Origin of the sequence: Enterobacter sp. PI-10 (assembly GCF_027947695.1) — a bacterium.
GTDB lineage: Bacteria > Pseudomonadota > Gammaproteobacteria > Enterobacterales > Enterobacteriaceae > Enterobacter > Enterobacter vonholyi.
On the sequence record NZ_JAJNOG010000003.1, the window covers coordinates 22,437 to 46,006 of the forward strand.

21 protein-coding genes are annotated in these 23,570 nt (G+C 57.5%); 15 read left to right on the forward strand and 6 right to left on the reverse strand.

Translation table 11 applies throughout. From position 1 onward, the window contains the following. Positions 1–28: 28 nt before the first annotated feature. Together pdxJ and acpS are read left to right on the forward strand one after the other, a co-directional pair. Positions 29–760, forward strand: coding sequence for a pyridoxine 5'-phosphate synthase (gene pdxJ, locus LRM19_RS08585; RefSeq protein ID WP_271368263.1), 732 nt, complete (start codon positions 29–31; stop codon positions 758–760). Further along, positions 760–1,140 (forward strand): holo-ACP synthase, encoded by a 381-nt coding sequence (acpS, locus tag LRM19_RS08590; RefSeq protein ID WP_023294331.1) that lies wholly within the window; start codon positions 760–762, stop codon positions 1,138–1,140. The genes pdxJ and acpS overlap by 1 nt, the downstream gene beginning before the upstream one ends. Here acpS and LRM19_RS08595 read toward each other — a convergent pair. Beyond that, positions 1,137–1,397, reverse strand: coding sequence for a YfhL family 4Fe-4S dicluster ferredoxin (locus tag LRM19_RS08595; protein ID WP_008502177.1), 261 nt, complete (start codon positions 1,395–1,397; stop codon positions 1,137–1,139). The two genes, acpS and LRM19_RS08595, sit on opposite strands and share 4 nt — an antisense overlap. A gap of 46 nt (positions 1,398–1,443) precedes the next feature. Continuing rightward, complete coding sequence (locus tag LRM19_RS08600; RefSeq protein ID WP_023333056.1) at positions 1,444–2,292, reverse strand: MurR/RpiR family transcriptional regulator; 849 nt, start codon at positions 2,290–2,292, stop codon at positions 1,444–1,446. Between the two features lie 117 nt (positions 2,293–2,409). On the opposite strand from LRM19_RS08600, the gene murQ reads away from it, so the two are divergent. From murQ to tadA, 4 genes are read left to right on the forward strand one after another with little or no spacing between them, the layout of a single operon-like run. Beyond that, positions 2,410–3,303, forward strand: coding sequence for an N-acetylmuramic acid 6-phosphate etherase (gene murQ, locus LRM19_RS08605; RefSeq protein WP_111965129.1), 894 nt, complete (start codon positions 2,410–2,412; stop codon positions 3,301–3,303). Between the two features lie 11 nt (positions 3,304–3,314). Continuing rightward, positions 3,315–4,676 (forward strand): PTS transporter subunit EIIC, encoded by a 1,362-nt coding sequence (locus LRM19_RS08610; RefSeq protein WP_271368269.1) that lies wholly within the window; start codon positions 3,315–3,317, stop codon positions 4,674–4,676. Positions 4,677–4,679: 3 nt separating this feature from the next. Next, complete coding sequence (yfhb, locus tag LRM19_RS08615; protein WP_039263757.1) at positions 4,680–5,315, forward strand: phosphatidylglycerophosphatase C; 636 nt, start codon at positions 4,680–4,682, stop codon at positions 5,313–5,315. Between the two features lie 56 nt (positions 5,316–5,371). Continuing rightward, positions 5,372–5,878, forward strand: coding sequence for a tRNA adenosine(34) deaminase TadA (gene tadA, locus LRM19_RS08620; protein WP_271368271.1), 507 nt, complete (start codon positions 5,372–5,374; stop codon positions 5,876–5,878). On the opposite strand, the gene mltF is transcribed toward tadA, so the two are convergent. Continuing rightward, positions 5,766–7,316, reverse strand: coding sequence for a membrane-bound lytic murein transglycosylase MltF (mltF, locus tag LRM19_RS08625; protein WP_271368273.1), 1,551 nt, complete (start codon positions 7,314–7,316; stop codon positions 5,766–5,768). The two genes, tadA and mltF, sit on opposite strands and share 113 nt — an antisense overlap. A 267-nt stretch (positions 7,317–7,583) precedes the next feature. On the opposite strand from mltF, the gene purL reads away from it, so the two are divergent. The 5 genes from purL to glnB all read left to right on the forward strand — a co-directional run bounded on the left by purL (position 7,584) and on the right by glnB (position 15,915). Next, on the forward strand, positions 7,584–11,471 hold the full coding sequence (gene purL, locus LRM19_RS08630) for a phosphoribosylformylglycinamidine synthase (RefSeq protein ID WP_271368274.1): 3,888 nt from the start codon (positions 7,584–7,586) through the stop codon (positions 11,469–11,471). Between the two features lie 534 nt (positions 11,472–12,005). Next, positions 12,006–13,433: a two component system sensor histidine kinase QseE/GlrK gene (gene qseE, locus LRM19_RS08635; RefSeq protein WP_271368276.1), complete on the forward strand. Its 1,428-nt coding sequence runs from the start codon at positions 12,006–12,008 to the stop codon at positions 13,431–13,433. A 1-nt stretch (position 13,434) separates the two neighbouring features. After that, the gene (gene qseG / locus LRM19_RS08640) at positions 13,435–14,172 is read left to right on the forward strand and encodes a two-component system QseEF-associated lipoprotein QseG (RefSeq protein ID WP_249576272.1); all 738 of its coding nucleotides are present in this window, start codon (positions 13,435–13,437) and stop codon (positions 14,170–14,172) included. Further along, positions 14,159–15,496 (forward strand): two-component system response regulator GlrR, encoded by a 1,338-nt coding sequence (gene glrR, locus LRM19_RS08645; protein ID WP_021241871.1) that lies wholly within the window; start codon positions 14,159–14,161, stop codon positions 15,494–15,496. Before qseG ends, glrR begins: the two co-directional genes overlap by 14 nt. A gap of 80 nt (positions 15,497–15,576) precedes the next feature. After that, a complete protein-coding gene (gene glnB, locus LRM19_RS08650) occupies positions 15,577–15,915 on the forward strand; it encodes a nitrogen regulatory protein P-II (RefSeq protein ID WP_003860685.1) in 339 nt (112 codons plus the stop codon). 74 nt (positions 15,916–15,989) lie between these two features. On the opposite strand, the gene hmpA is transcribed toward glnB, so the two are convergent. After that, positions 15,990–17,180: an NO-inducible flavohemoprotein gene (hmpA, locus tag LRM19_RS08655; RefSeq protein ID WP_149366371.1), complete on the reverse strand. Its 1,191-nt coding sequence runs from the start codon at positions 17,178–17,180 to the stop codon at positions 15,990–15,992. Positions 17,181–17,484: 304 nt separating this feature from the next. Between hmpA and glyA the strand changes: the two genes are divergently transcribed. After that, positions 17,485–18,738 (forward strand): serine hydroxymethyltransferase, encoded by a 1,254-nt coding sequence (glyA, locus tag LRM19_RS08660; RefSeq protein WP_008502165.1) that lies wholly within the window; start codon positions 17,485–17,487, stop codon positions 18,736–18,738. 54 nt (positions 18,739–18,792) lie between these two features. Here the strand turns inward: glyA and LRM19_RS08665 are convergent, their stop codons facing one another. Then, complete coding sequence (locus tag LRM19_RS08665; RefSeq protein ID WP_023615984.1) at positions 18,793–19,215, reverse strand: DoxX family protein; 423 nt, start codon at positions 19,213–19,215, stop codon at positions 18,793–18,795. Positions 19,216–19,388: 173 nt separating this feature from the next. On the opposite strand from LRM19_RS08665, the gene LRM19_RS08670 reads away from it, so the two are divergent. Next, the gene (locus LRM19_RS08670) at positions 19,389–20,528 is read left to right on the forward strand and encodes a 3-phenylpropionate MFS transporter (RefSeq protein WP_271368280.1); all 1,140 of its coding nucleotides are present in this window, start codon (positions 19,389–19,391) and stop codon (positions 20,526–20,528) included. Here the strand turns inward: LRM19_RS08670 and csiE are convergent, their stop codons facing one another. Continuing rightward, a complete protein-coding gene (gene csiE, locus LRM19_RS08675) occupies positions 20,529–21,806 on the reverse strand; it encodes a stationary phase inducible protein CsiE (RefSeq protein WP_127731966.1) in 1,278 nt (425 codons plus the stop codon). A 125-nt stretch (positions 21,807–21,931) separates the two neighbouring features. Between csiE and LRM19_RS08680 the strand changes: the two genes are divergently transcribed. Next, the gene (locus LRM19_RS08680; protein ID WP_271368283.1) at positions 21,932–22,570 is read left to right on the forward strand and encodes a DUF1007 family protein; all 639 of its coding nucleotides are present in this window, start codon (positions 21,932–21,934) and stop codon (positions 22,568–22,570) included. Continuing rightward, entirely contained in the window at positions 22,561–23,541 is a 981-nt protein-coding gene (locus tag LRM19_RS08685; RefSeq protein ID WP_271368284.1) for a nickel/cobalt transporter, read from the forward strand. Before LRM19_RS08680 ends, LRM19_RS08685 begins: the two co-directional genes overlap by 10 nt. The last annotated feature ends 29 nt before the right edge of the window (positions 23,542–23,570 follow it).

Here is a 23,570-nt window from a genome sequence, read left to right on the forward strand (position 1 = left end):
AGAATCGAAAAGAAAACCGAGGATTGTCATGGCTGAATTACTGTTAGGCGTCAACATCGATCATATCGCCACGCTGCGTAATGCGCGCGGCACGGCGTATCCCGATCCGGTTCAGGCGGCATTTATCGCTGAACAGGCTGGCGCCGACGGCATTACCGTTCATCTGCGCGAAGACCGCCGCCACATCACTGACCGCGACGTGCGCATTCTGCGCCAGACGCTGGACACCCGTATGAATCTGGAGATGGCGGTCACCGAAGAGATGCTGACCATTGCCTGTGAGACTCAGCCGCACTTCTGCTGCCTGGTGCCGGAAAAACGCCAGGAAGTGACCACCGAAGGCGGTCTGGATGTGGCCGGCCAGCTCGACAAAATGCGCGATGCCTGCAAGCGCCTGGCGGATGCCGGTATCCTGGTTTCTCTGTTTATTGACGCTGATTTCGCCCAGATTAAAGCGGCAGCCGACGTGGGCGCGCCGTATATCGAAATTCACACCGGCTGCTATGCCGATGCCAAAAACGATGCCGAGCAGGCGAAAGAGCTGGAGCGTATTGCTAAAGCGGCCACGTATGCCTCAAGCCTGGGCCTGAAGGTCAATGCCGGTCACGGCCTGACCTACCATAACGTGAAGGCCATTGCCGCCATCCCGGAAATGCACGAGCTGAACATCGGTCACGCGATCATTGGCCGCGCGGTAATGAGCGGCCTGAAAGAGGCGGTCGCCGAGATGAAACGCCTGATGCAGGAAGCGCGTCAGTAATGGCCATTCTGGGCTTGGGCACCGATATCGTGGAAATAGCCCGCATTGAAGCGGTGATCGCCCGCAGCGGCGATCGCCTCGCAAGGCGCGTGCTGAGCGATAACGAATGGGCCATCTGGGAAGCGCATCAGCAGCCGGTGCGTTTTCTGGCGAAGCGCTTTGCGGTAAAAGAGGCGGCGGCCAAAGCCTTCGGGACCGGCATTCGTAACGGTCTGGCGTTCAACCAGTTTGAAGTGTTTAACGATGAGCTGGGTAAGCCAAGCCTGCGTTTATGGGGCGAGGCGCAAAAGCTTGCAGAGAAGCTGGGCGTGAATCACATGCACGTGACGATCGCGGATGAACGCCACTATGCCAGCGCGACGGTGATCATCGAAAGTTAAAGTTTGTCCGCGTGGTGCATCAGGACAAACTTATCCCACAGCTGCTCTTCGCTCTCGACGTGCGCCGGATCCTTCAGAATGGTATTCGGGATCGGGCACACTTTCTGACAGGTCGGCGTTTCATAGTGGCCGATGCATTCGGTGCAGCGGTCGCTGTTAATCTCATAAATGCTGTCGCCCATCGAAATGGCCTGGTTCGGGCATTCGGGCTCGCACATATCGCAATTAATGCATTTTTTGGTAATTAACAGCGCCATCAGGAAATTCTCAGAAACAACACAAACTGGGCGGGCATTATACGCGTCAAACCAGTTTCTTTACCAGTTCTTCGCTGTGGCGAATGCGCTCTGGCGCTCGCTCCAGATCCTGCTGCACCAGCGCCATAAACAGCAGGTCCGTCAGCATCATTTGTGCGCTGGTGGACGAGATAGCCGCGCTGCGCGTGGCCTGCTCCTCGGCAATGGTATATAAACAGCGCGTGGCCCGCTGCTGCAGAGCATTCGGCGTAAAACCGGTGATTGCCAGAATTTTACCGCCGACGCGCAGCGCTTCATCAGTTGCCATGTTGATTTCACGACGCTCGCCGGAGTAAGAGATGGCCAGCAGCAGATCGTCAGGATCCATCGCCTGTACGGTCGCCAGCAGGGCGTGCATATCCTGTTCGACGATGGCGTTAAGGCCAATTTTCGTCAGCTTCCAGCCAAAGTTACGCGCCACAAGTCCGGACGCGCCGATGCCAGTCAGAATGATTCGCCGCGCGCCGCGCAGCATCGCCACGCTCTCCAGCAGCTTCTCTTCGGTATTCACATCAAGCGTCGCATGCATGGCCGCCACGTTCTCTTTGATCAGCTTTTCTCCAACCAGCCGCATCGGATCGTCTCCGCGGATCTGATTATGCACCGGCATGGACTGCGGATTGGGGTTGCTGACCAGCGCTTCACTGATCGCCAGCTTGAGGGCGGGGAATCCCTTAAAGCCAATCTTCTGGGCAAATTTCACCACGCTCGACTGGCTCACGCCGGCTTCACTCGCCAGCTGCTGCGAGCTGAGGTGGCGCGCGCGATCGGGTTGAGAAAGCAGAAAATCCGCCAGCTTCTTGTCGCTTTGGGCAAAGCCTGCGTAGCGCTGGCGAATGCGAATTAAACAGTTCATACGGTCTCCTGGCGAAAATGTGATTATCTGCGCAAATACGAATTTTGCTCGCCTGAATGAATTTTATATTCCATTATAGTGTGATTATTATGAATTAAAAATTCTTGAGGTACAAAAATGAATCTTGGCTCACTTGTTTCTGAAACGCGTAACCCGCAAACCATGGATCTGGATGCGCTCTCCACCCTGGAGCTGGTTAACCGCTTTAATCAACAGGATACGCTGGTCGCGCAGGCAGTGAAAGAGACATTACCCGAGGTGGCGAAAGCGGTCGATGCGGCGGCGGAAGCCCTCAAGGCCGGCGGACGCATTATCTACATGGGGGCGGGGACCAGCGGGCGTCTTGGAGTCCTGGATGCGTCAGAATGTCCGCCCACCTTTGGGGTGCCGCATGGTCTGGTCGTTGGGTTAATTGCCGGTGGTCCCGGTGCGCTGCTGAAAGCCGTTGAAGGGGCGGAAGATAACAAACAGCTGGGCGAGGATGACCTGAAGGCGCTGAATCTGACGGAGAAGGATCTGGTGGTCGGTCTGGCGGCATCCGGGCGCACGCCGTACGTCATTGGCGGCCTGGAATACGCAAACCAGACCGGCTGCACGACGGTGGCCATCTCCTGTAATCCGGGCTCCCCGATTGCGCAGGTGGCCGCTATCGCTATCTCTCCGGTGGTCGGGCCGGAAGCGCTCACCGGCTCCACGCGCCTCAAGTCCGGGACCGCGCAAAAGCTGGTGCTCAATATGATCTCCACCGGCGCGATGGTGAAGTTCGGCAAGGTGTATCAGAACCTGATGGTGGATATGCAGGCCACCAACGTCAAGCTGGTGGACAGAGCCTGCCGCATGGTGATGGAGGCGACGGGCGCAGGCCGTGAAGAGGCCGAAGCGGTACTCAAACAAACCGATCATGATGTTAAACCTGCCATTCTGATGATCTTAAGCGGGCTGGATGCGGCGACCGCGAGAGCAAAACTCGATGCGCATAACGGCTTCTTACGGGCGGCATTAGAAAACTAACAGAGGCGTCTATGGACAAAACAGCAGCGCTCGCCAGCGATATCCTGCAGGGGATTGGTGGGGAAAAAAATATTCAGCGTCTCGAAAACTGCATGACGCGCGTGCGCGTCGAGGTGCATAACGACGACCAGCTTGACGTGTCGCGTCTGAAGCAATTGTCTGGGGTCAGCGGTTACGTGAAGCAGGGCCAGCAGCACCAGCTGATCGTCGGCCCAGGGAAAGCGGCGCAGGTTGTCGATGCTATGCGCGCGCTGATGGGCGTTAGCGCGAGCGTATCGATTGACGATACTGAGCGCACCAAAGCGCAGGCGAAAGCCAAATACAAAGCCCCCATGAGCGATGCGCTGCGACAGCTGGCCAACGTCTTTATTCCGCTGATCCCGGCGTTTATTGCCTCCGGCCTGATCACCGGGATCATCAATATCCTCAAGCGACCGGATATCGTGGGGGATTTCGCCACGCAGTATCCGAACCTGCTGGGGATTCTCGGGATCTTCGGCAGCGCTGTTTTCGCCATCATGAACATTCTGGTTGGGGTGAATACCGCGAAGGTGTTTGGCGGATCGCTGGCGATGGGCGGCGTGATGGCGGGTATTTTGTCCAGCCCGCAGCTGGCGCAGATTACGCTGTTTGGTGAGGCGCTTCAGCCTGGCCGCGGCGGGGTGATTGCGGTGCTGCTGGTGGTCATCCTGATGTGCTGGATCGAGAAAAGGCTGCGCGCGGTTTTACCCGGCTCGATTGAGCTTATTCTCAATCCGCTGCTGACTACGCTGATTACCGGTAGCGTAGCGATTGTGGCCCTCCAGCCGTTAGGCGGGTGGATCTCTGAAGCCATCGCTCACGGTGCGTCTCTGGCGATTGACCGCGGCGGGCTGCTGGTTGGCGCTGTGCTTTCCGGTACCTTCCTGCCGCTGGTGCTGACCGGCCTGCACCAGGGGCTGGTGCCGATCCACGTCGAGCTGGTGCAGGCGCACGGCTATAACGCGCTGCTGCCTATCCTGTCGATGGCGGGCGTGGGGCAGGTCGGCGCGGCGATTGCCGTCCTGATGAAAACCCGCAACGCGCGTCTGAAGAAAATGATTAAAGGCGCGCTCCCGGTCGGCCTGCTCGGCATCGGCGAGCCGCTGATTTTCGGCGTTACGCTGCCGCTGGGTAAACCGTTCCTCGCGGCCTGTCTGGGGGGCGCGGTAGGCGGGGCGCTGATCAGCTACTGGAAAGTCGCCACCGTGATCACCTTTGGGCTTTCCGGTTTACCGCTGGCATTAACCATCGTGACCGGAAAAGTGATGCTCTATCTGTTAGGCTATTTAGTAGCGGTGATCGCCGGGTTCCTTTTTACCTGGCTATTAGGATTCAACGACCCAGAGGAGTAAGGTTTGGCAAATCACGCGCGTCGCGTTGTCTTTTTCGATCTGGATGGAACGCTGCATCAGCAGGATATGTTTGGTACGTTTATGCGTTACCTGCTGCGGCGTCAGCCTTTGAATGCGCTGCTCGTGCTACCGCTCTTACCCGTTATCGGTATCGCGCTGCTGGTGAAAGGCCGTGCGGCGCGATGGCCGATGAGTCTGCTGCTGTGGGGATGTACCTTTGGGCACAGCGAAGCGCGGCTCAAACAGCTCGAAAAGGATTTTGCGCACTGGTTTCGCGGTCACGTTGCGGCCTTTCCTGTTGTACAGGCGCGCCTGACCAGCTACCTCGACGCGAACGATGCCGACATCTGGCTGATTACAGGCTCCCCGCAGACGCTTGTGGAGCAGGTCTACTTTGATACCCCCTGGCTTCCGCGCGTGAATCTTATCGCCACGCAAATTGCCCGCGGTTACGGCGGCTGGGTGCTAACCCTGCGCTGTCTGGGGCATGAAAAAGTGGTCCAGCTGGAGAAACGCATCGGTACGCCGCTGCGCCTGTACAGCGGCTACAGCGACAGCAAACAGGACAACCCGCTGCTCTATTTTTGCCAGCATCGCTGGCGCGTCACGCCGTCAGGTGAACTCCAGCAACTCGAATAGTCTTATCCATAAGGGGTGTGTATAATGCCGCCGCTTTTCGACTGGAGAATCAACCGTTGTCCATCCCTGAATACAATCATGAATACTGGATGCGCCACGCGCTAACGCTCGCTCAGCGTGCCTGGGACGAGGGCGAAGTGCCCGTAGGCGCCGTGCTGGTCCACAATAACCAGGTGATTGGCGAAGGGTGGAACCGTCCGATTGGCCGCCACGATCCTACCGCGCACGCCGAAATCATGGCGCTTCGTCAGGGCGGTCTGGTGCTGCAAAACTATCGCCTGCTTGATACCACGCTGTATGTGACGCTGGAGCCGTGCGTGATGTGTTCCGGGGCGATGGTGCACAGCCGGATCGGGACTCTGGTTTTCGGGGCGCGGGATGAAAAAACCGGCGCGGCCGGTTCACTGATGGACGTGCTGGGTCACCCGGGGATGAACCACCAGGTGAAGACTATCGGCGGGGTGCTTGCACCAGAGTGTTCGGGGCTATTAAGTGATTTCTTTCGAATGCGCCGTCAGCAGAAAAAGCAGCAAAAGGCAGAATTGAAGCCGTCGGGCGATTAAGTTCGTCCGGCGCCACGACAGGGTAGCTTTGAGCCAGCCGTTTGGCCTCCGTCGCCTCTTTCTCTTTCTCCAGCAGATACCCGACCAGGCTAATCTGATATTTACGGATATTTTCCACGTAGGCGTAGGCTTCATGCCCGCGCGCGTAGCCGTATGTCAGTTTGTTATACCATGGCTTCTGGCTCAGCAGCGGCAGGCGCTGTTTTACGTCTGACCAGCTGTCCGGGTTGCCTTTCGTTTTGGCCGTCAATGCTCGCGCATCCAGCATATGCGCATAGCCCATATTGTAGGCCGCCAGCGCGAACCAGATCCGCTCCTCTTCCGGCACCGTTTCCGGTACTTTGGCCATCATATCCTGCAGATAACGCGCACCGCCGCTGATGCTTTGTTCGGCATCGGTACGGTCATTCACGCCCAGGCTCAGCGCGGTATTTTTGGTTAACATCATCAAACCACGTACGCCAGTCGGGGACGTGGCCTGGGTATCCCAGTGGGATTCCTGATACGAAATGGCCGCCAGCAGTTTCCAGTCAATTTCCTGGGCGTATTTTTCGAACAGCGGCTGCAGGTCCGGCAGGACGCTGTCTACCGCGCGCAGGAAGCTGCGGGTGTCAACGTAGTCAAAGTCATCGCCGTGCCCGAGGTACTTCTCCTCCAGACGCGCCAGGGTACCGTCTTCATTGATGGTGTTGAAAAAATCAAGCATCGCGGCAGAGAAGGTCTGATCGTCATCAAGCTGGCTAAACCAGGTCACGGGCTGCTCGTCGGTAACGTCCAGCGCCACGGCGATTTCAGGGTGCACGCGCTGGAACAGGCTGATTGCGACCGAATCGGCAATGGTGTAGGGCACTTTCTGGTCTTTTACCTGCTCAAGCAGCTCCGTCGTGCCGAGTTTCGGATCCACCGTCCAGCTCAGGTCGGGATATTTTTTCTCCTTGAGCTCACGCAGGTCGTCAATCACCACGTGGCCGGGCGCAATCGTCAGCTGCCGATCGTTAATCGAAGCCAGCGAGCGCGGGCGCAGGCTCCCGACGCGGTAAACCATCTGCTGCGAAACGGAGTAGTAGGTCGGGCCCGGCTGGTAGTTCTTGCTGCGCTCGCTGTTATACACCAGCCCGGCGGCAAGCATATCGGCATCGTCGTTATCGAGGTCGTCAAAAAGCTGGTTGATATTCTGGCGGACGGTGATTTTAAGCTTCACGCCAAGATAATCGGCGAACTGTTGTGCCAGCTCATAATCCAGACCAATGATTTTGCCGTTGATGTCGCTGTAAATGAGCGGGGAGTTGAGGGTACTGACGCGCAATTCCCCCCGCTCCTGAATGGCGGCGATACGGTTTTCGGCTTTGCCGAACCAGGGGATAGAAGGCCAGAGGGCCACTGCCAACAGCAACGTTACAATGCCGATGAGCAGATAATTAATCTTTAATTTTTTCAATTAGTTAATTCTCTGCGACGCCGATTGCCTCAGTTTGCTGTAGCCATGTTAATAATAAGGTTTGCCATTGAATGAGCGGCATTTTGCGTAAACTTGCGCCACTTGGCAACCAATTAGAGAGACAGGTCACATCTATTGTTAAACCTCTGGGCAAATTTTATTTCGACGCAAACGGTTTCGTCGGCGCTCAGGATTCTCTATAATGACGCCCGTTTTCCCCCCTTGCGCACACTGTAAGCGCCCCGGCGCTTCGAAGACGAGAGACTTATGATGGAAATTCTGCGTGGTTCGCCTGCACTGTCTGCCTTCCGTATCACTAAACTGCTGGCACGTTTTCAGGCGGCCGACCTTCCGGTAAGCAATATTTACGCTGAGTATGTCCATTTTGCTGACCTGAATGCCCCCCTGAATGCAGAGGAGCGCGTACAGCTGGAACGCCTGCTCAAGTATGGCCCAAGCCTCAGCAGCCATACGCCAACCGGCAAACTGATCCTTGCGACGCCGCGTCCGGGCACCATCTCCCCCTGGTCTTCCAAAGCCACCGACATCGCCCACAACTGCGGCCTGAGCCAGATTAACCGTCTGGAGCGCGGCGTAGCGTACTACGTCGAAGCCTCTACCCTGAGCGACGCGCAGTGGCAGGCGGTTGCGGGTGAATTGCACGACCGCATGATGGAGAGCGTGTTTGCCTCTCTTGATGACGCACAAAAGCTTTTCTCCCACCATCAGCCTGCGCCAGTACAGAGCGTGGACCTGCTGGGGCAGGGCCGCCAGGCGCTGATTGACGCCAACCTGCGTCTCGGCCTGGCGCTGGCAGAAGACGAAATTGACTACCTGCAGGACGCGTTCGTTAAGCTCAACCGCAACCCGAACGACATCGAACTCTACATGTTCGCGCAGGCCAACTCTGAGCACTGCCGCCATAAGATTTTCAACGCCGACTGGATCATCGACGGCGAACAGCAGCCGAAGTCGCTGTTCAAAATGATCAAAAACACCATGGAACAAACCCCTGACCACGTGCTGTCTGCCTATAAAGACAACGCCGCGGTGATGGAAGGTTCCGAGGTGGGCCGCTTCTTCGCCGATCGCGAAGCAGGGCGCTATGACTTCCATCAGGAGCCTGCGCATATTCTGATGAAAGTGGAAACCCACAACCACCCGACGGCCATTTCTCCGTGGCCGGGTGCGGCGACCGGCTCCGGCGGCGAAATCCGTGACGAAGGGGCGACCGGTCGTGGTGCAAAACCAAAAGCGGGTCTGGTCGGTTTCTCCGTCTCCAACCTGCGTATCCCGGGCTTTGAACAGCCGTGGGAAGAAGATTTCGGCAAGCCAGAGCGCATTGTAACCGCCCTGGATATCATGACCGAAGGTCCGCTGGGCGGCGCGGCGTTTAACAACGAGTTTGGCCGTCCTGCGCTGAACGGTTACTTCCGTACCTATGAAGAGAAAGTGGACAGCCACAACGGCGAAGAGCTGCGCGGCTACCACAAACCGATCATGCTGGCAGGCGGGATCGGCAACATCCGTGCCGATCACGTGCAGAAAGGCGAGATCGTCGTCGGCGCGAAGCTGATCGTACTCGGCGGCCCGGCGATGAACATCGGTCTGGGCGGCGGCGCGGCCTCTTCGATGGCCTCCGGCCAGTCTGATGCGGATCTCGACTTCGCGTCCGTGCAGCGTGACAACCCTGAGATGGAGCGCCGCTGCCAGGAAGTGATCGACCGCTGCTGGCAGCTAGGTGATGCCAACCCAATCCTCTTCATTCATGACGTAGGCGCGGGCGGCTTATCCAACGCCATGCCGGAGCTGGTGAGCGACGGCGGCCGCGGCGGTCGCTTCAACCTGCGCGACATCCTGAGCGATGAACCGGGCATGAGCCCGCTGGAAATCTGGTGTAACGAATCCCAGGAGCGCTACGTGCTGGCCGTTGCGGCGGACCAGCTGCCGCTGTTTGACGAGCTGTGCCGCCGCGAGCGCGCGCCGTATGCCGTCATCGGTGAAGCGACCGAAGAGCAGCATCTCTCCTTGAGCGATACCCATTTCGACAATCAGCCGATCGATCTGCCGCTCGACGTCCTGCTCGGTAAAACGCCGAAGATGACCCGCGACGTGCAGACCCGTAAGGCGGCGGGCAAAGCGCTGGATCGCCAGGGCATCACCGTGGCAGAAGCGGTTAACCGCGTGCTGCACCTGCCTGCTGTGGCAGAGAAAACCTTCCTGGTGACCATCGGCGACCGTACCGTGACCGGTATGGTATCCCGCGACCAGATGGTCGGCCCTTGGCAGATCCCGGTGGCGAACTGCGCCGTGACCACCGCGAGCCTCGACAGCTACTACGGCGAAGCGATGGCGCTGGGCGAACGCACCCCGGTGGCGCTGCTGGACTTCGCCGCATCTGCCCGTCTGGCGGTCGGTGAAGCGCTGACCAACATCGCCGCGACGCAGATTGGCGACATTAAACGTATCAAGCTCTCCGCAAACTGGATGGCCGCAGCCGGCCACCCTGGCGAAGATGCTGGCCTGTATGAAGCCGTGAAGGCGGTGGGTGAGGAGCTGTGTCCAGCCCTCGGCCTGACCATTCCGGTGGGCAAAGACTCCATGTCGATGAAAACCCGCTGGCAGGAAGGCAACGAGCAGCGCGAGATGACCTCTCCACTGTCGCTGGTGATCACCGCGTTTGCCCGCGTGGAAGACGTGCGTCACACCGTTACGCCGCAGCTTGCGACCGAAGACAACGCCCTGCTGCTGATTGACCTGGGTAAAGGCCACAACGCGCTGGGCGCCACCGCGCTGGCGCAGGTTTACCGTCAGCTCGGCGACAAGCCTGCCGATGTGCGCGACGTTGCGCAGCTGAAAGGCTTCTACGACGCCATCCAGGCGCTGGTGGCGCAGCGTAAGCTGCTGGCCTACCATGACCGTTCCGACGGCGGCCTGCTGGTGACCCTGGCAGAGATGGCCTTCACCGGCCACTGTGGCGTGGAAGCCAACATCGCTACGCTTGGCGAAGACCGTCTGGCTGCGCTGTTCAACGAAGAGCTGGGCGCCGTGATTCAGGTGCGTGCGGCGGATCGCGATGCGGTTGAAGCGATTCTGGCGAAGCACGGTCTGGCAGACTGCATCCACTATCTGGGTAAAGCCGTTCAGGGCGACCGCTTCGTCATTGAAGCAGACGGTCATACGGTGTTCAGCGAAAGCCGCACTACGCTGCGCATGTGGTGGGCGGAAACCACCTGGCAGATGCAGCGCCTGCGTGATAACCCGGAATGTGCCGATCAGGAGCACAACGCGAAGGCCAATGACCAGGATCCTGGCCTGAACGTGAAGCTCTCCTTCGATATTAACGAAGACATCGCTGCGCCGTACATTGCGACCGGTGCACGTCCAAAAGTGGCGGTGCTGCGCGAGCAGGGCGTTAACTCCCACGTTGAGATGGCTGCGGCCTTCCACCGCGCGGGCTTTGACGCTATCGACGTCCACATGAGCGACCTGCTGGCCGGACGTACCGGTCTGGAAGATTTCCAGGCGCTGGTGGCGTGCGGCGGCTTCTCCTACGGCGACGTGCTGGGCGCAGGCGAAGGCTGGGCGAAGTCCATCCTGTTTAACAGCCGCGTGCGCGACGAGTTCGAAACCTTCTTCCACCGTCCGCAGACCCTGGCGCTGGGCGTGTGTAACGGCTGCCAGATGATGTCAAACCTGCGCGAACTGATCCCGGGCAGCGAAGCCTGGCCGCGCTTTGTGCGTAACCAGTCTGACCGCTTCGAAGCGCGCTTCAGCCTGGTGGAAGTGACCCAGAGCCCGTCTCTGCTGCTGCAGGGAATGGTCGGTTCACAGATGCCAATCGCGGTGTCCCACGGCGAAGGTCAGGTAGAAGTGCGTGATGCTGCGCATCTGGCTCAGCTTGAGAGCAAAGGCCTGGTGGCACTGCGCTTTGTCGATAACTTCGGCAAAGTCACAGAAACCTACCCGGCTAACCCGAACGGCTCCGCCAACGGTATTACGGCGGTAACCAGCGAAAGCGGTCGCGCGACCATCATGATGCCGCACCCGGAACGCGTGTTCCGCACCGTGAGCAACTCCTGGCACCCGGAAAACTGGGGCGAGGACAGCCCATGGATGCGTATCTTCCGCAATGCGCGTAAGCAATTGGGTTAAGTTTTAGTCCCACATCCTTCCAGGCCCGGTAAGCGAAAGCTCAACCGGGCTTTTTTATTTGTGTCGCATAATTGCGACAGACCGGCAACTTAAGTGTCTCCAAAAAGAGACATTTAAGTTATTGATATATATATGGCAGGAAAGGTTTCCGTTAAGGTGTTGCTTAATAGCGACACTTAGCCTGAAAATCATTCAACCGATAATTAACAAGCTTAACGAGTAAAAACGTTATATTTCAATATGTTAATATTTTGTTTTGCATTCTGGCACGGGTGTTGCATAATATTAACCAGTGGCTCATTCACCTTCTTATGTCAGCCCCTTCGGGAAGCGCTACATAAACTTCGAATGACGCACAAAAAGGTGCCTGCCGTCCAACTACTGATCATAGCGATGCTTTATCAGGCCAGGGCGAAACGTCGAGTTAGGCACCGCCTCATTCCATGACAAAGCCGGGTTTTTACCCGGCTTTGTTGTATCTGAAGGGCAGACTCAGTTACGCTCTGCGTAAACCCCCATTAAGAGAGTAATGCGTTGAAACGCTGGCCCGTTTTCCCCCGCTCCCTGCGGCAGCTCGTCATGATGGCCTTCCTGCTGATTCTGCTGCCGCTGCTGATCCTTGCCTGGCAGGCGTGGCAAAGTCTGAACGCGCTGAGCGCGCAGGCGGCATTGACCAACCGCACGACGCTCATCGACGCCAGACGCAGTGAAGCGATGACCAACGCAGCCCTGGAGATGGAGCGTAGCTATCGTCAGTATTGCGTGCTTGACGATCGAACGCTGGAAAAGGTTTATCAGAGTCAGCGCAAACGCTACAGCGAAATGCTGGACGCTCATGCGGGGGTTTTGCCTGACGACAGGCTGTATCAGGCGTTACGTCAGGATCTGAACGATCTCGCGCAGCTGCAATGCAGTAACAGCGGCCCGGATGCGGCCGCCGCCGCACGCCTTGAAGCTTTTGCCGGTGCCAACACCGAGATGGTGCAGTCAACCCGCACGGTAATTTTCTCCCGCGGTCAGCAGCTTCAGCAGGAGATTGCCGAGCGCGGCCAGTTCTTCGGCTGGCAGGCGCTGGTGCTGTTCCTGGTGAGCCTCGGGCTGGTTCTGCTCTTTACCCGCATGATCATCGGCCCGGTGAAGGGTATCCAGCGGATGATCAACCGCCTGGGGGAGGGGAAATCGCTCGGGGATACGGTCGCCTTTAAAGGTCCCCGCGAGCTGCGATCCGTAGGCCAGCGCATTATCTGGCTGTCCGAGCGCCTGGCATGGCTCGAATCACAGCGCCATCAGTTCCTGCGCCATATCTCCCATGAGCTTAAAACGCCCCTGGCCAGCATGCGCGAAGGAACGGAGCTGCTGGCGGATGAAGTGGCAGGGCCACTTACGCCCGAACAGAAAGAAATTGTCGAGATCCTGGATAACAGCAGCCGGAATCTACAGAAGCTGATTGAGCAACTGCTGGATTACAACCGCAAGCTGGCTGACGGGGCGGTCGTACTGGAAAACGTCGAAATTGAACCGCTGGTGGATATGGTGATATCCGCCCATAGCTTGCCAGCAAGAGCTAAAATGATGCATACCGGTGTAGAGCTGAATGCGCCGACCTGTCTGGCTGAACCCATGCTGCTAATGAGCGTGCTGGATAATCTTTATTCCAATGCGGTGCACTATGGTACTGAATCCGGTAACATTTATATCCGAAGCTATACGAAGGGTTCCCGGGTGTTTATCGACGTCGCTAACACCGGCACCCCGATCCCCGATGACGAAAAAACCATGATCTTCGAGCCCTTTTTCCAGGGGAGTCATCAGCGGAAAGGTGCGGTGAAAGGAAGCGGTCTGGGCTTGAGCATTGCCCGGGACTGCATACGACGCATGCAGGGTGAGCTAAACATTGCCACGGACGAACGTTCGGATGTTTGCTTCCGTATTGAACTGCCCCTGAGCCGGAAAAATCAATAAAATGAATCTATGTCTGGTGAGTATGTCACACGTCTTTTCCCGCGCCGTACGCGCGGTGTTTTCCCGCCGCACGCTTCGCCTGAGCCTGCCCTGTTTATTTCTGGCAGGGTGTGTTTCCCATGTGCCGCAAAGTGCCATTAGCGATAAACAAGAAGATAAATGGCCCGATAACCAGCTGGCCGATTTCCTCTCGACCCGCTGCGAAGACATCTGGAACCTGTCAGGGCATGACGTCGAAAGCAACCCGCTGTTCTGGCTGCGGGGAATAGATTGCGCCCAGCGTCTGGCGCCGGTAGACGCCCGCTCGAAGGCGGCGATGCTGGACGACGACACCTGGCAGGACGCTTTCAAGCGCGGCATTTTGCTGGCTGATGCCAAAATCACCCCCGTCGAACGCCGCGTCAATGTAACCCGACTGGACACGTTTGTGGTCAATCTACCCGTACAGGTACGCCCGGTATACCAGCTCTGGCGCGATGGCCAGACGCTACAGCTTCAGCTTTCTGAAGAGCGCTCCCGCTACAGCAAGCTGCAACAGTCAACCGACAGCGAGCTTGATACGCTGCGTCAGCAGCAGCAACATTTACGTACCCAGCTGGATACCACGACGCGTAAGCTGGAGAACCTGACCGATATCGAAAGACAGCTCTCGTCGCGTAAATATCAGCCGGGGAGTTCATCCGCTGCGCCGGACAGCGATACGCCGAAACAAGAGGACGTGAAGCATGACGAGCCGTAAACCAGCCCATCTCTTACTGGTGGATGACGATCCCGGGCTATTAAAGCTGCTGGGGATGCGTCTGGTGAGTGAGGGCTACAGCGTCGTGACCGCGGAAAGCGGGCTGGAGGGGCTGAAAATTCTCAGCCGCGAGAAAATCGATCTGGTGATAAGCGACCTGCGGATGGATGAAATGGACGGCCTGCAGCTGTTCGCGGAGATCCAGAAGCAGCAGCCGGGTATGCCCGTGATTATCCTGACCGCGCACGGGTCGATCCCGGATGCGGTTGCCGCGACGCAGCAGGGGGTATTCAGCTTTCTGACCAAGCCGGTGGACAAAGACGCGCTGTATAAGGCTATCGACAGCGCGCTGGAACATGCTGCTCCGGCGGGGGATGAGGCGTGGCGGGAGTCTATCGTCACCCGCAGCCCCGTGATGCTGCGCCTGCTAGAGCAGGCGAGGATGGTGGCGCAGTCTGACGTCAGCGTGCTCATCAACGGCCAGAGCGGAACCGGGAAAGAGATCCTGGCGCAGGCGATCCATAACGCCAGCCCGCGCAGCAAGAACGCTTTTATTGCGATTAACTGTGGCGCGCTCCCGGAGCAGCTGCTTGAATCGGAACTGTTTGGTCACGCCCGCGGCGCATTCACCGGGGCGGTAAGCAGCCGGGAAGGGCTATTCCAGGCCGCGGAAGGTGGCACGCTGTTCCTGGACGAGATTGGTGACATGCCCGCGCCGCTGCAGGTCAAGCTGCTGCGCGTGCTGCAGGAACGCAAAGTGCGCCCGCTGGGCAGCAACCGCGATATCGATATTAACGTGCGAATTATTTCGGCAACCCACCGCGATCTGCCAAAAGTGATGGCTCGCAACGAGTTTCGCGAAGATCTCTACTACCGTCTGAACGTGGTTAACCTGAAGATCCCTGCGCTTGCGGAACGTGCGGAAGACATTCCGCTGCTGGCGAACCATCTTTTGCGCCAGGCGGCCGACCGCCATAAACCGTTCGTGCGCGCATTTTCCACCGATGCGATGAAGCGGCTGATGGCCGCAAGCTGGCCGGGTAACGTGCGTCAGCTGGTGAACGTGATTGAGCAGTGCGTGGCGCTGACCTCGTCACCGGTGATCAGCGACGCGCTGGTGGAGCAGGCGCTGGAAGGGGAAAACACGGCTCTGCCGACGTTTGCAGAAGCGCGCAATCAGTTCGAGCTGAACTATCTGCGCAAGCTATTGCAGATCACTAAAGGCAACGTGACCCACGCGGCGCGCATGGCCGGACGCAACCGTACCGAATTCTACAAGCTGCTGTCACGTCATGAGCTTGAAGCGAACGATTTTAAAGAGTAGTACCGCAAAATTCGCTTGAATATGATACTGTGAGCAATCGATTACGAGGCAGCTTACAGGCAAGAGTTTAAGGACCCACCATGAAAAAGATTGATGCGATTATTAAACCTTTCAAACTGGATGATGTGCGTGAAGCGCTGGCGGAAGTCGGCATCACCGGGATGACCGTGACGGAAGTGAAAGGTTTTGGTCGTCAGAAGGGCCACACCGAGCTTTACCGTGGCGCAGAGTACATGGTCGACTTTCTGCCGAAAGTAAAAATTGAAATCGTGGTCAGCGACGATATCGTCGATACCTGTGTGGACACCATTATCCGCACGGCGCAGACCGGCAAGATTGGCGATGGTAAAATCTTCGTCTTCGACGTGGCGCGCGTGATCCGTATCCGTACCGGCGAAGAAGACGACGCGGCGATTTAAATATTTTCCAGGCCGGGTAAGGCGCAGCCGCCATCCGACGAAAAAAAAGCCCCTCAAACGAGGGGCTTTTTGCATTACAGCACCTTATGCGGCCCGAAGCATTCGTAATGAATGTTGTCCTTGTTCACGCCCAGCTCAACCAGCTGCTTCGCGGCATACTGCATAAACGCCACCGGCCCGCAGACGTAGAACTGCATCTCCGGTGCGCTGAATAGGCCTTCGTGCTGGCTAAGATTCATCAGACCTTCGCTGTCAAAGCGGGCAGCTGCGCGGTCAGCTTCCGTCGGCAGGCGATACCAGGTGTGCGCGGTGAAGCGCGGCAGGGAGGCCCCGAGCGTTTTCACCTCATCCGCAAAAGCGTGCACGTCGCCGTTCTCGGCTGCATGGAACCAGTTAACCTGCGCCCCGTGGTGTGATCTTGCCAGCGTATCGAGCATCGCCAGCATCGGCGTTTGGCCGACGCCCGCAGAGATAAGCGTGACCGGCGTATTGGTGTCAACGGCCATAAAGAAATCGCCCGCCGGCGCGGCCAGATGCACCACGTCGCCCACGTTAGCTTCGTTGTGCAGCCAGCTGGAAACCTGACCGCCGTCCTCACGCTTCACCGCAATGCGGTAGCCTTTGCCGTTTGGCTTGCGGGTAAGGGAATACTGGCGGATCTCCTGATGCGGGAATCCTTCAGGCTTCAGCCACACGCCCAGATACTGCCCTGGCTGGTAATCGGCCACCGGTTGACCGTCCACCGGCTCAAACTCGAAGCTGGTGATTAATGCGCTGCGCGGCGTTTTCTCAACGATGCGGAACGCGCGCGTGCCTTTCCAGCCGCCGTTCTTGCTGGCGTTTTCGCTGTAGATCTGCGCTTCACGGTTGATAAACACGTTTGCCAGTACCCCGTAGGCTTTACCCCAGGCGTCCAGCACCTCCTGACCCGGGCTGAACATCTCGTCCAGGGTTGCCAGCAGGTGTCCGCCCACAATGTTGTACTGTTCAGGTTGGATCTGGAAGCTGGTATGTTTCTGCGCGATTTTTTCCACCGCAGGCAGCAATGCTGGCAGGTTTTCAATATTGCTGGCGTAGGCCGCGATGGCGTTGAACAGCGCTTCACGCTGATCGCCGTTACGCTGGTTGCTCATGTTGAAAATTTCTTTGAGCTCCGGGTTGTGCGTGAACATGCGATCGTAGAAATGGGCGGTGAGTTTAGGGCCGGTTTCCACCAGCAGGGGAATGGTGGCCTTTACGGTAGCGATGGTTTGAGCGTCGAGCATAGCTGCTTCCTTCCGATGTGACTTTAATAATGTATTTTAAATGCATCTTATAAAAAATACCCCTGCGTTGTAAATGGTTCTTTGCAAGATGAAAAATATGCATCACAAACCTGAAAAGAAATCCGCTGGAAAGGGCGAGAGCTTTATTCCTCAAACCCTTGCGTGGCGGGTAGGAAAACGTTTGCGTAAAATCGTTTGTCAAGACCTGTTATCACAGAACTAATCAGTTATACTGTTGCCCGTCGTCCAACAGGACTGCCTTTTCAGGCCAAAATTTACTTGTTAGCTGAGTCAGGAGATGCGGATGTTAAAGCGTGAAATGAACATTGCCGATTATGATGCCGAACTGTGGCAGGCTATGGAGCAGGAAAAAGTACGTCAGGAAGAGCACATCGAACTGATCGCCTCCGAAAACTACACCAGCCCGCGCGTTATGCAGGCGCAGGGTTCTCAGCTGACCAACAAATACGCTGAAGGTTACCCGGGCAAACGCTATTACGGCGGTTGCGAGTATGTTGATATCGTTGAGCAGCTGGCTATCGACCGTGCGAAAGAACTTTTTGGCGCTGACTACGCAAACGTGCAGCCGCACTCTGGCTCTCAGGCTAACTTCGCGGTCTACACCGCGCTGCTGCAGCCGGGCGATACCGTTCTGGGTATGAACCTGGCGCAGGGCGGCCACCTGACTCACGGCTCCCCGGTTAACTTCTCCGGCAAACTGTACAACATCATCCCTTACGGTATTGATGAGTCCGGTAAAATTGACTACGAAGACATGGCGAAGCAGGCTAAAGAGCACAAGCCGAAGATGATCATCGGTGGCTTCTCTGCTTACTCCGGTATCGTTGACTGGGCAAAAATGCGTGAAATCGCAGACAGCATCGGTGCTTACCTGTTCGTTGACATGGCGCACGTTGCGGGTCTGATCGCCGCAGGCGTTTACCCGAACCCGGTTCCACACGCTCACGTTGTGACCACCACCACCCATAAAACCCTGGCGGGTCCACGCGGTGGCCTGATCCTGGCGAAAGGCGGTGACGAAGAGCTGTACAAAAAACTGAACTCCGCGGTGTTCCCAAGCGCGCAGGGTGGCCCGCTGATGCACGTTATCGCGGCAAAAGCGGTAGCGCTGAAAGAAGCGATGGAGCCAGAGTTCAAGGTTTACCAGCAGCAGGTTGCTAAGAACGCCAAAGCGATGGTGGAAGTGTTCCTGAACCGCGGCTACAAAGTGGTATCCGGCGGTACTGAAAACCACCTGTTCCTGCTGGATCTGGTTGATAAGAACCTGACCGGTAAAGAAGCTGACGCTGCCCTGGGCCGTGCCAACATCACCGTGAACAAAAACAGCGTGCCAAACGATCCGAAGAGCCCGTTCGTGACCTCCGGTATTCGTATCGGTTCTCCGGCCGTGACTCGCCGCGGCTTCAAAGAAGCGGAAGTGAAAGAGCTGGCTGGCTGGATGTGCGACGTTCTGGACAACATCAATGACGAAGCGGTTATCGAGCGCGTCAAAGGTAAAGTTCTGGATATCTGCGCACGCTTCCCGGTCTACGCATAATTCCTCTGCCCTGCAGAAATAAAAAAGGCCGCGCTTGCGGCCTTTTTTTATGGCTTAACGCCGGTCCAGGGAAATAGCCCCCGGCCCAACAATGGCCAGCAAAATAAAGGCGCCAGCAATACTGACGTTCTTATAGAAGTTAATCATATTCGGCACGACCGCATCACCGGTCATATCCCAGTAATGGTGACCGATAATCGCCGTGCCCAGGGTATAGAACACAAACAGTACCGCGAGAGGACGTGTGAAAAAGCCCAGTACGATCAGAATGGCGGCAGGCACTTCCATCACTACCGCAATAATGGCCGCCAGCATGGGCATCGGCGTTCCCAGCGAGGTCATGTATTGTACGGTGCCGCTAAACCCCGTCAGTTTTGGATAACCAAAGATAATAAACAGCACGACAAGTGCGATGCGGCCAATGAGCAGCAGCAGGTGACGTGACTGGCCGAAATCGAGATAACGTAGTGAGTTCATGGCAGAAAAACCTCTGCAAGTGGAGTAATTTAAACGTAATACATATTTTCATTCCCTGCCATAAGCCAGACGATTGCACAAGATGTTAAATTTTCGTTAATTTATAGCAGGCTATCTACTTGCTTAATTTTTATATTCTCGCCAGACTATGGCCTCGATTTCGGGAGGGATTCATGGTCTTGCATTCCACGCGCTGGCTGGCGCTCAGTTATTTCACCTATTTCTTTAGCTACGGCATTTTTCTGCCTTTCTGGAGCGTCTGGCTTAAGGGTATCGGCCTGACGCCCGAGACCATCGGCGTCCTGCTCGGGGCCGGGCTGGTGGCGCGTTTCCTGGGCAGCCTGCTGATTGCCCCGCGCGTCAGCGATCCCTCCTTACTGATCAAGGCCGTGCGCATTCTTGCTCTGCTGACCCTGGTCTTTGTGGCCTGCTTCTGGGTCAGCCACCAGTTTGCCTGGCTGATGGTGGTGATGGTCGGCTTTAACCTGTTCTTCTCACCCCTGGTACCGCTGACGGATGCCCTTGCGAACACCTGGCAAAAGCAGATCACCATGGACTACGGTCGCGTGCGCCTGTGGGGCTCTATCGCCTTTGTGATTGGCTCTGCGCTGGTGGGGAAACTGGTCAGCCTTTACGATTACCGCGCCATTCTTGCCCTGCTGAGTATCGGTATTGCCTCGATGCTGCTGGGCATGCTGCTGCGACCGTCGGTGATGCCGCAAGGGAAAAGTCGCCATCAGGAGAGCGCGGGCTGGCCCGCGTGGCGGAGCCTGGTTGCACAGAGCTGGCGTTTTCTGGCGTGTGTCTGTCTGCTTCAGGGGGCACATGCGGCGTACTATGGCTTCAGCGCCATCTACTGGCAGGGAGCGGGATATTCTGCTTCTGCAGTGGGCTATCTTTGGTCGCTGGGCGTGGTGGCCGAAGTCATTATTTTCGCCCTGAGCAAGAAGCTGTTTCGACGCTTTGGCGCACGTGACCTGCTGCTGCTTTCCGCCGTGTGCGGCGTGGCGCGCTGGGGGATTATGGGCTGGACGACCGATCTGCCGTGGCTGATTGTGGCGCAAATCCTTCACTGCGGCACCTTTACCGTGTGCCATCTGGCGGCCATGCGCTATATCGCAGCGCGCGAGGGCGGAGACGTTATTCGTCTGCAGGCCGTCTATTCGGCGGTAGCCATGGGGGGCAGTATCGCGATCATGACGGTCTTTGCGGGGTTCCTTTACCAGCACCTGGGGCATGGCGTGTTCTGGGTAATGGCGCTGGTGGCGCTACCGGCAATGTTTGTTCGACCGAAAGTGGCCGCACGCGCGTAACTACGATTCCAGCATGGCGCGAATATGTTCTTGCTGCTGCGCGTTCAATGTCTCAACGGCATGAATCAACGGCGGCGAGAACAGCGGCAGGGCCGTAGGGTAGGGGGTGATAACCAGCGCGGCCTCGCGCGGTGCTCCCTCTTTCTGAAAAGCCTGCAGCGTCAGATAGCGAATGTTGAGCGGCAACAGGGTCAGCTCGCGAAGCTGCTGTTCAATCAGGTCCTCACTGGCTTTATCGTCTCCCGTCAGCAGGATCACCTGTTTTTCGTGCAGATCGGTCTCCTGCATCAGCCAGGCACCGAAAATCACAGCCACGAGGCTCATCTCTTCATCGGAAAAACGCAGCCCAAACTCCGCTTCCAGCTCAAACAGCGCTTCCTTCGTGGTGCGTAACAGCCGGGGATAGAGACGGTGGATCTCCTCCGGCAGGCTATTATCGATGCCGATCTCAAACAGCGAGCGGTCCAGCGCCTGAGCAAGGTGGATATACAGCTGATCGGTGAGCCCTTGCTCATCGCTGAAGTTCATCCCGGTCTGCGAGCGAAAGCGGGCGACCATGCGTACGATGGCCCGGCGCAATCGCTGATCCTGCTGGTGTTTATCGAGCACCGGGTCGGGCGTGCGGAGCATCATAAACAGCAGCGCCAGAAACAGCTGCTCATCCCCGTGTGCACCCTGCGGGACGCGCCGTCTCCAGTGGCGCACGATCTCCTGCGCCGTAAAATACTCCCCTCTCGACTGGGTCCAGCTGCGCTGAACGTGGGAAAACTGCGGCGTATTCCCGAGCTGGTGCTGAATAAGGCAGTATTGCAGATAGAGCTGTAAAAACTGGACGTCGCGGCATTCAAACTGGCGCTGCAGCTTGCGAGAGCAGAAGCCGATCAGCGCCCGCAGGTTCGCATCGTCGTAAAGCGGACGCGCGATGCCGTGTTGTTTAAGCGCGGTTTTTAATGCGGGGGTAAACTGGTGCGAGACAAACTGCGGGCAAAGCCGCAGCGCCCGGCGCAGCCAGTGCAGCAGGCATAAACGCTGATTCAGGGCTGTACCTTCAATCCGGTAGCTGCCGTCGTGGTGCGTGACGATATCCAGCCGGTGATAGCGCTGGATTTCATCGCGCGTCTCGGCTATATCTTGCCGTGCCATCGCGTCGTCCACGCCGTTGGCAGCAATTATGCTCTGTGCGGTGACGGCAGCATCGGGCAGGTAAAGCATCAAAAGCACCTGGCAGCGGCGCTGCGAACTGGAAAGCACAGATGGAATTTCAAGCGTCGTCATCATCTGTCGGGTATCCAGTGTGAATGTTTGATAAGAATAGCTAAAGGATGAACGCTGAAAAGCGCGCCGGCAGGCCTTTCATTCAGGATTGCTGGGGAACATCACAGAATTTTTGACGTGAGGAATTGATGCAAATAGTTAAACAAAGTGCGATGGCGTTATTTTTGGCGGTTATCAGCTTCACCGCCAGCGCACATCCTCACAGTTTTATTGACCTCCAGACCGAGCTGGTCACCGACGGCACGCAGCTCAGCGGCCTGAAAATGCGCTGGACGATGGATGAAATCACCTCGGCCGATCTGCTCTATGATGCGGGAAACGCGAAGCCCGGTGACGAAATATGGAAAAAGCTGGCGGCAGAAGTGATGGCCAACGTGCTCGGCCAGCACTACTTCACCGAGTTCTGGCATAACGGGCAAAAGGTCAAATTTCTGAACCGACCCACGGAATACGGGATGATGCGCGACGGGCACCGGGCGGTGCTGACGTTCGTGCTCCCGCTGGCGCACCCTCAGCCGCTGGCGGGGCAAACGTACCGCTTTTCCACTTTTGACCCTACCTACTATGTCGACATGCGCTATGGCAAAGACAGCGACGTGCGGCTGCCGGACGCGCTGCAAAAAAGCTGCAAAATCGGCGTTCATACCCCGAAGCCCAGCGAAGAGACGCTGAACTTTGCGGTCTCTCTCGACAAGGAAGATGCCCCGCCTGAGGACATGGAATTGGGTAAACAGTTCGCGCAGGAGGTGACGTTACAATGTCAGTGATCTCCTCTCCGGTTCGAAAACAGCGCCGCTGGCTTCACCTCTGGCCGCTGGCGATCTTTTTGCTGTTCGCCGTTTGCGGCGCGATGTGGCTTTGGCAGGCCTGGCCGCAGGTCATGATGAAAAGCATTATCTGGCAGCGTGAGGTCAACCAGCAGATGAGTGGTCTGCTGAAGGCGGTGGCGGAGAATCCGGCAAAAGCGGGCGGTTCCCTGCTGGCGTTCAGCTTTATCTATGGCGTGCTGCACGCGCTGGGGCCGGGGCACGGCAAAATCATCATTACGACCTGGCTCGCCACCCATCCGTCAAAGCTGAAATCAAGTATCGGCCTGACGCTGGCCTCTTCGCTGCTTCAGGGCGGCGTGGCGATTGCGCTGGTCGTGGTCGTCCTTTCGCTGTTACAGCTTCCCGCGCGCCAGCTGCACATGAGCAGCTTCTGGCTTGAGAAGGGCAGCTACGCGCTGGTGGGCGTGCTGGGGCTGATCCTCTGCTGGCGGGCGCTGAAAAAGCTGCGCGCGCTGCTGCGAAAGCCAACGTTCAAATCCTTTACGCCGCACCACGTTCATGATGAACACTGCGGCTGCGGGCATCAGCATTTGCCCACGCAGGAACAGTTGCAGAACGGCGACGACTGGCGCGCGCGGTTGATGATTGTTCTCTCGATGGGTATGCGCCCGTGCTCGGGTGCCATCATGGTGCTGCTGTTCAGTAAGGTGATTGGCGTGTTCGGCTGGGGCATGCTGTCCGCGCTGGCGATGGCGGCAGGAACCTCTCTCACTATTTCGTCGTTAGCGCTGCTGGTACACAGCTTCCGTCAGCTGGCGGTCAAACTCAGCGGCAATAAAACGCCGGTGCTGTGGCGACAGGTAGGGTGGACCACGCTTGCGCTGGCGGGCGGGGTCATTCTGCTGGTGGCGGCGGTAACAATGTGGATGAGTGCGGTGCCGGTGGGAAGGGGATTACGGCCGTTTTAGTTGGGATCCCCTCTCCCACAGGGAGAGGG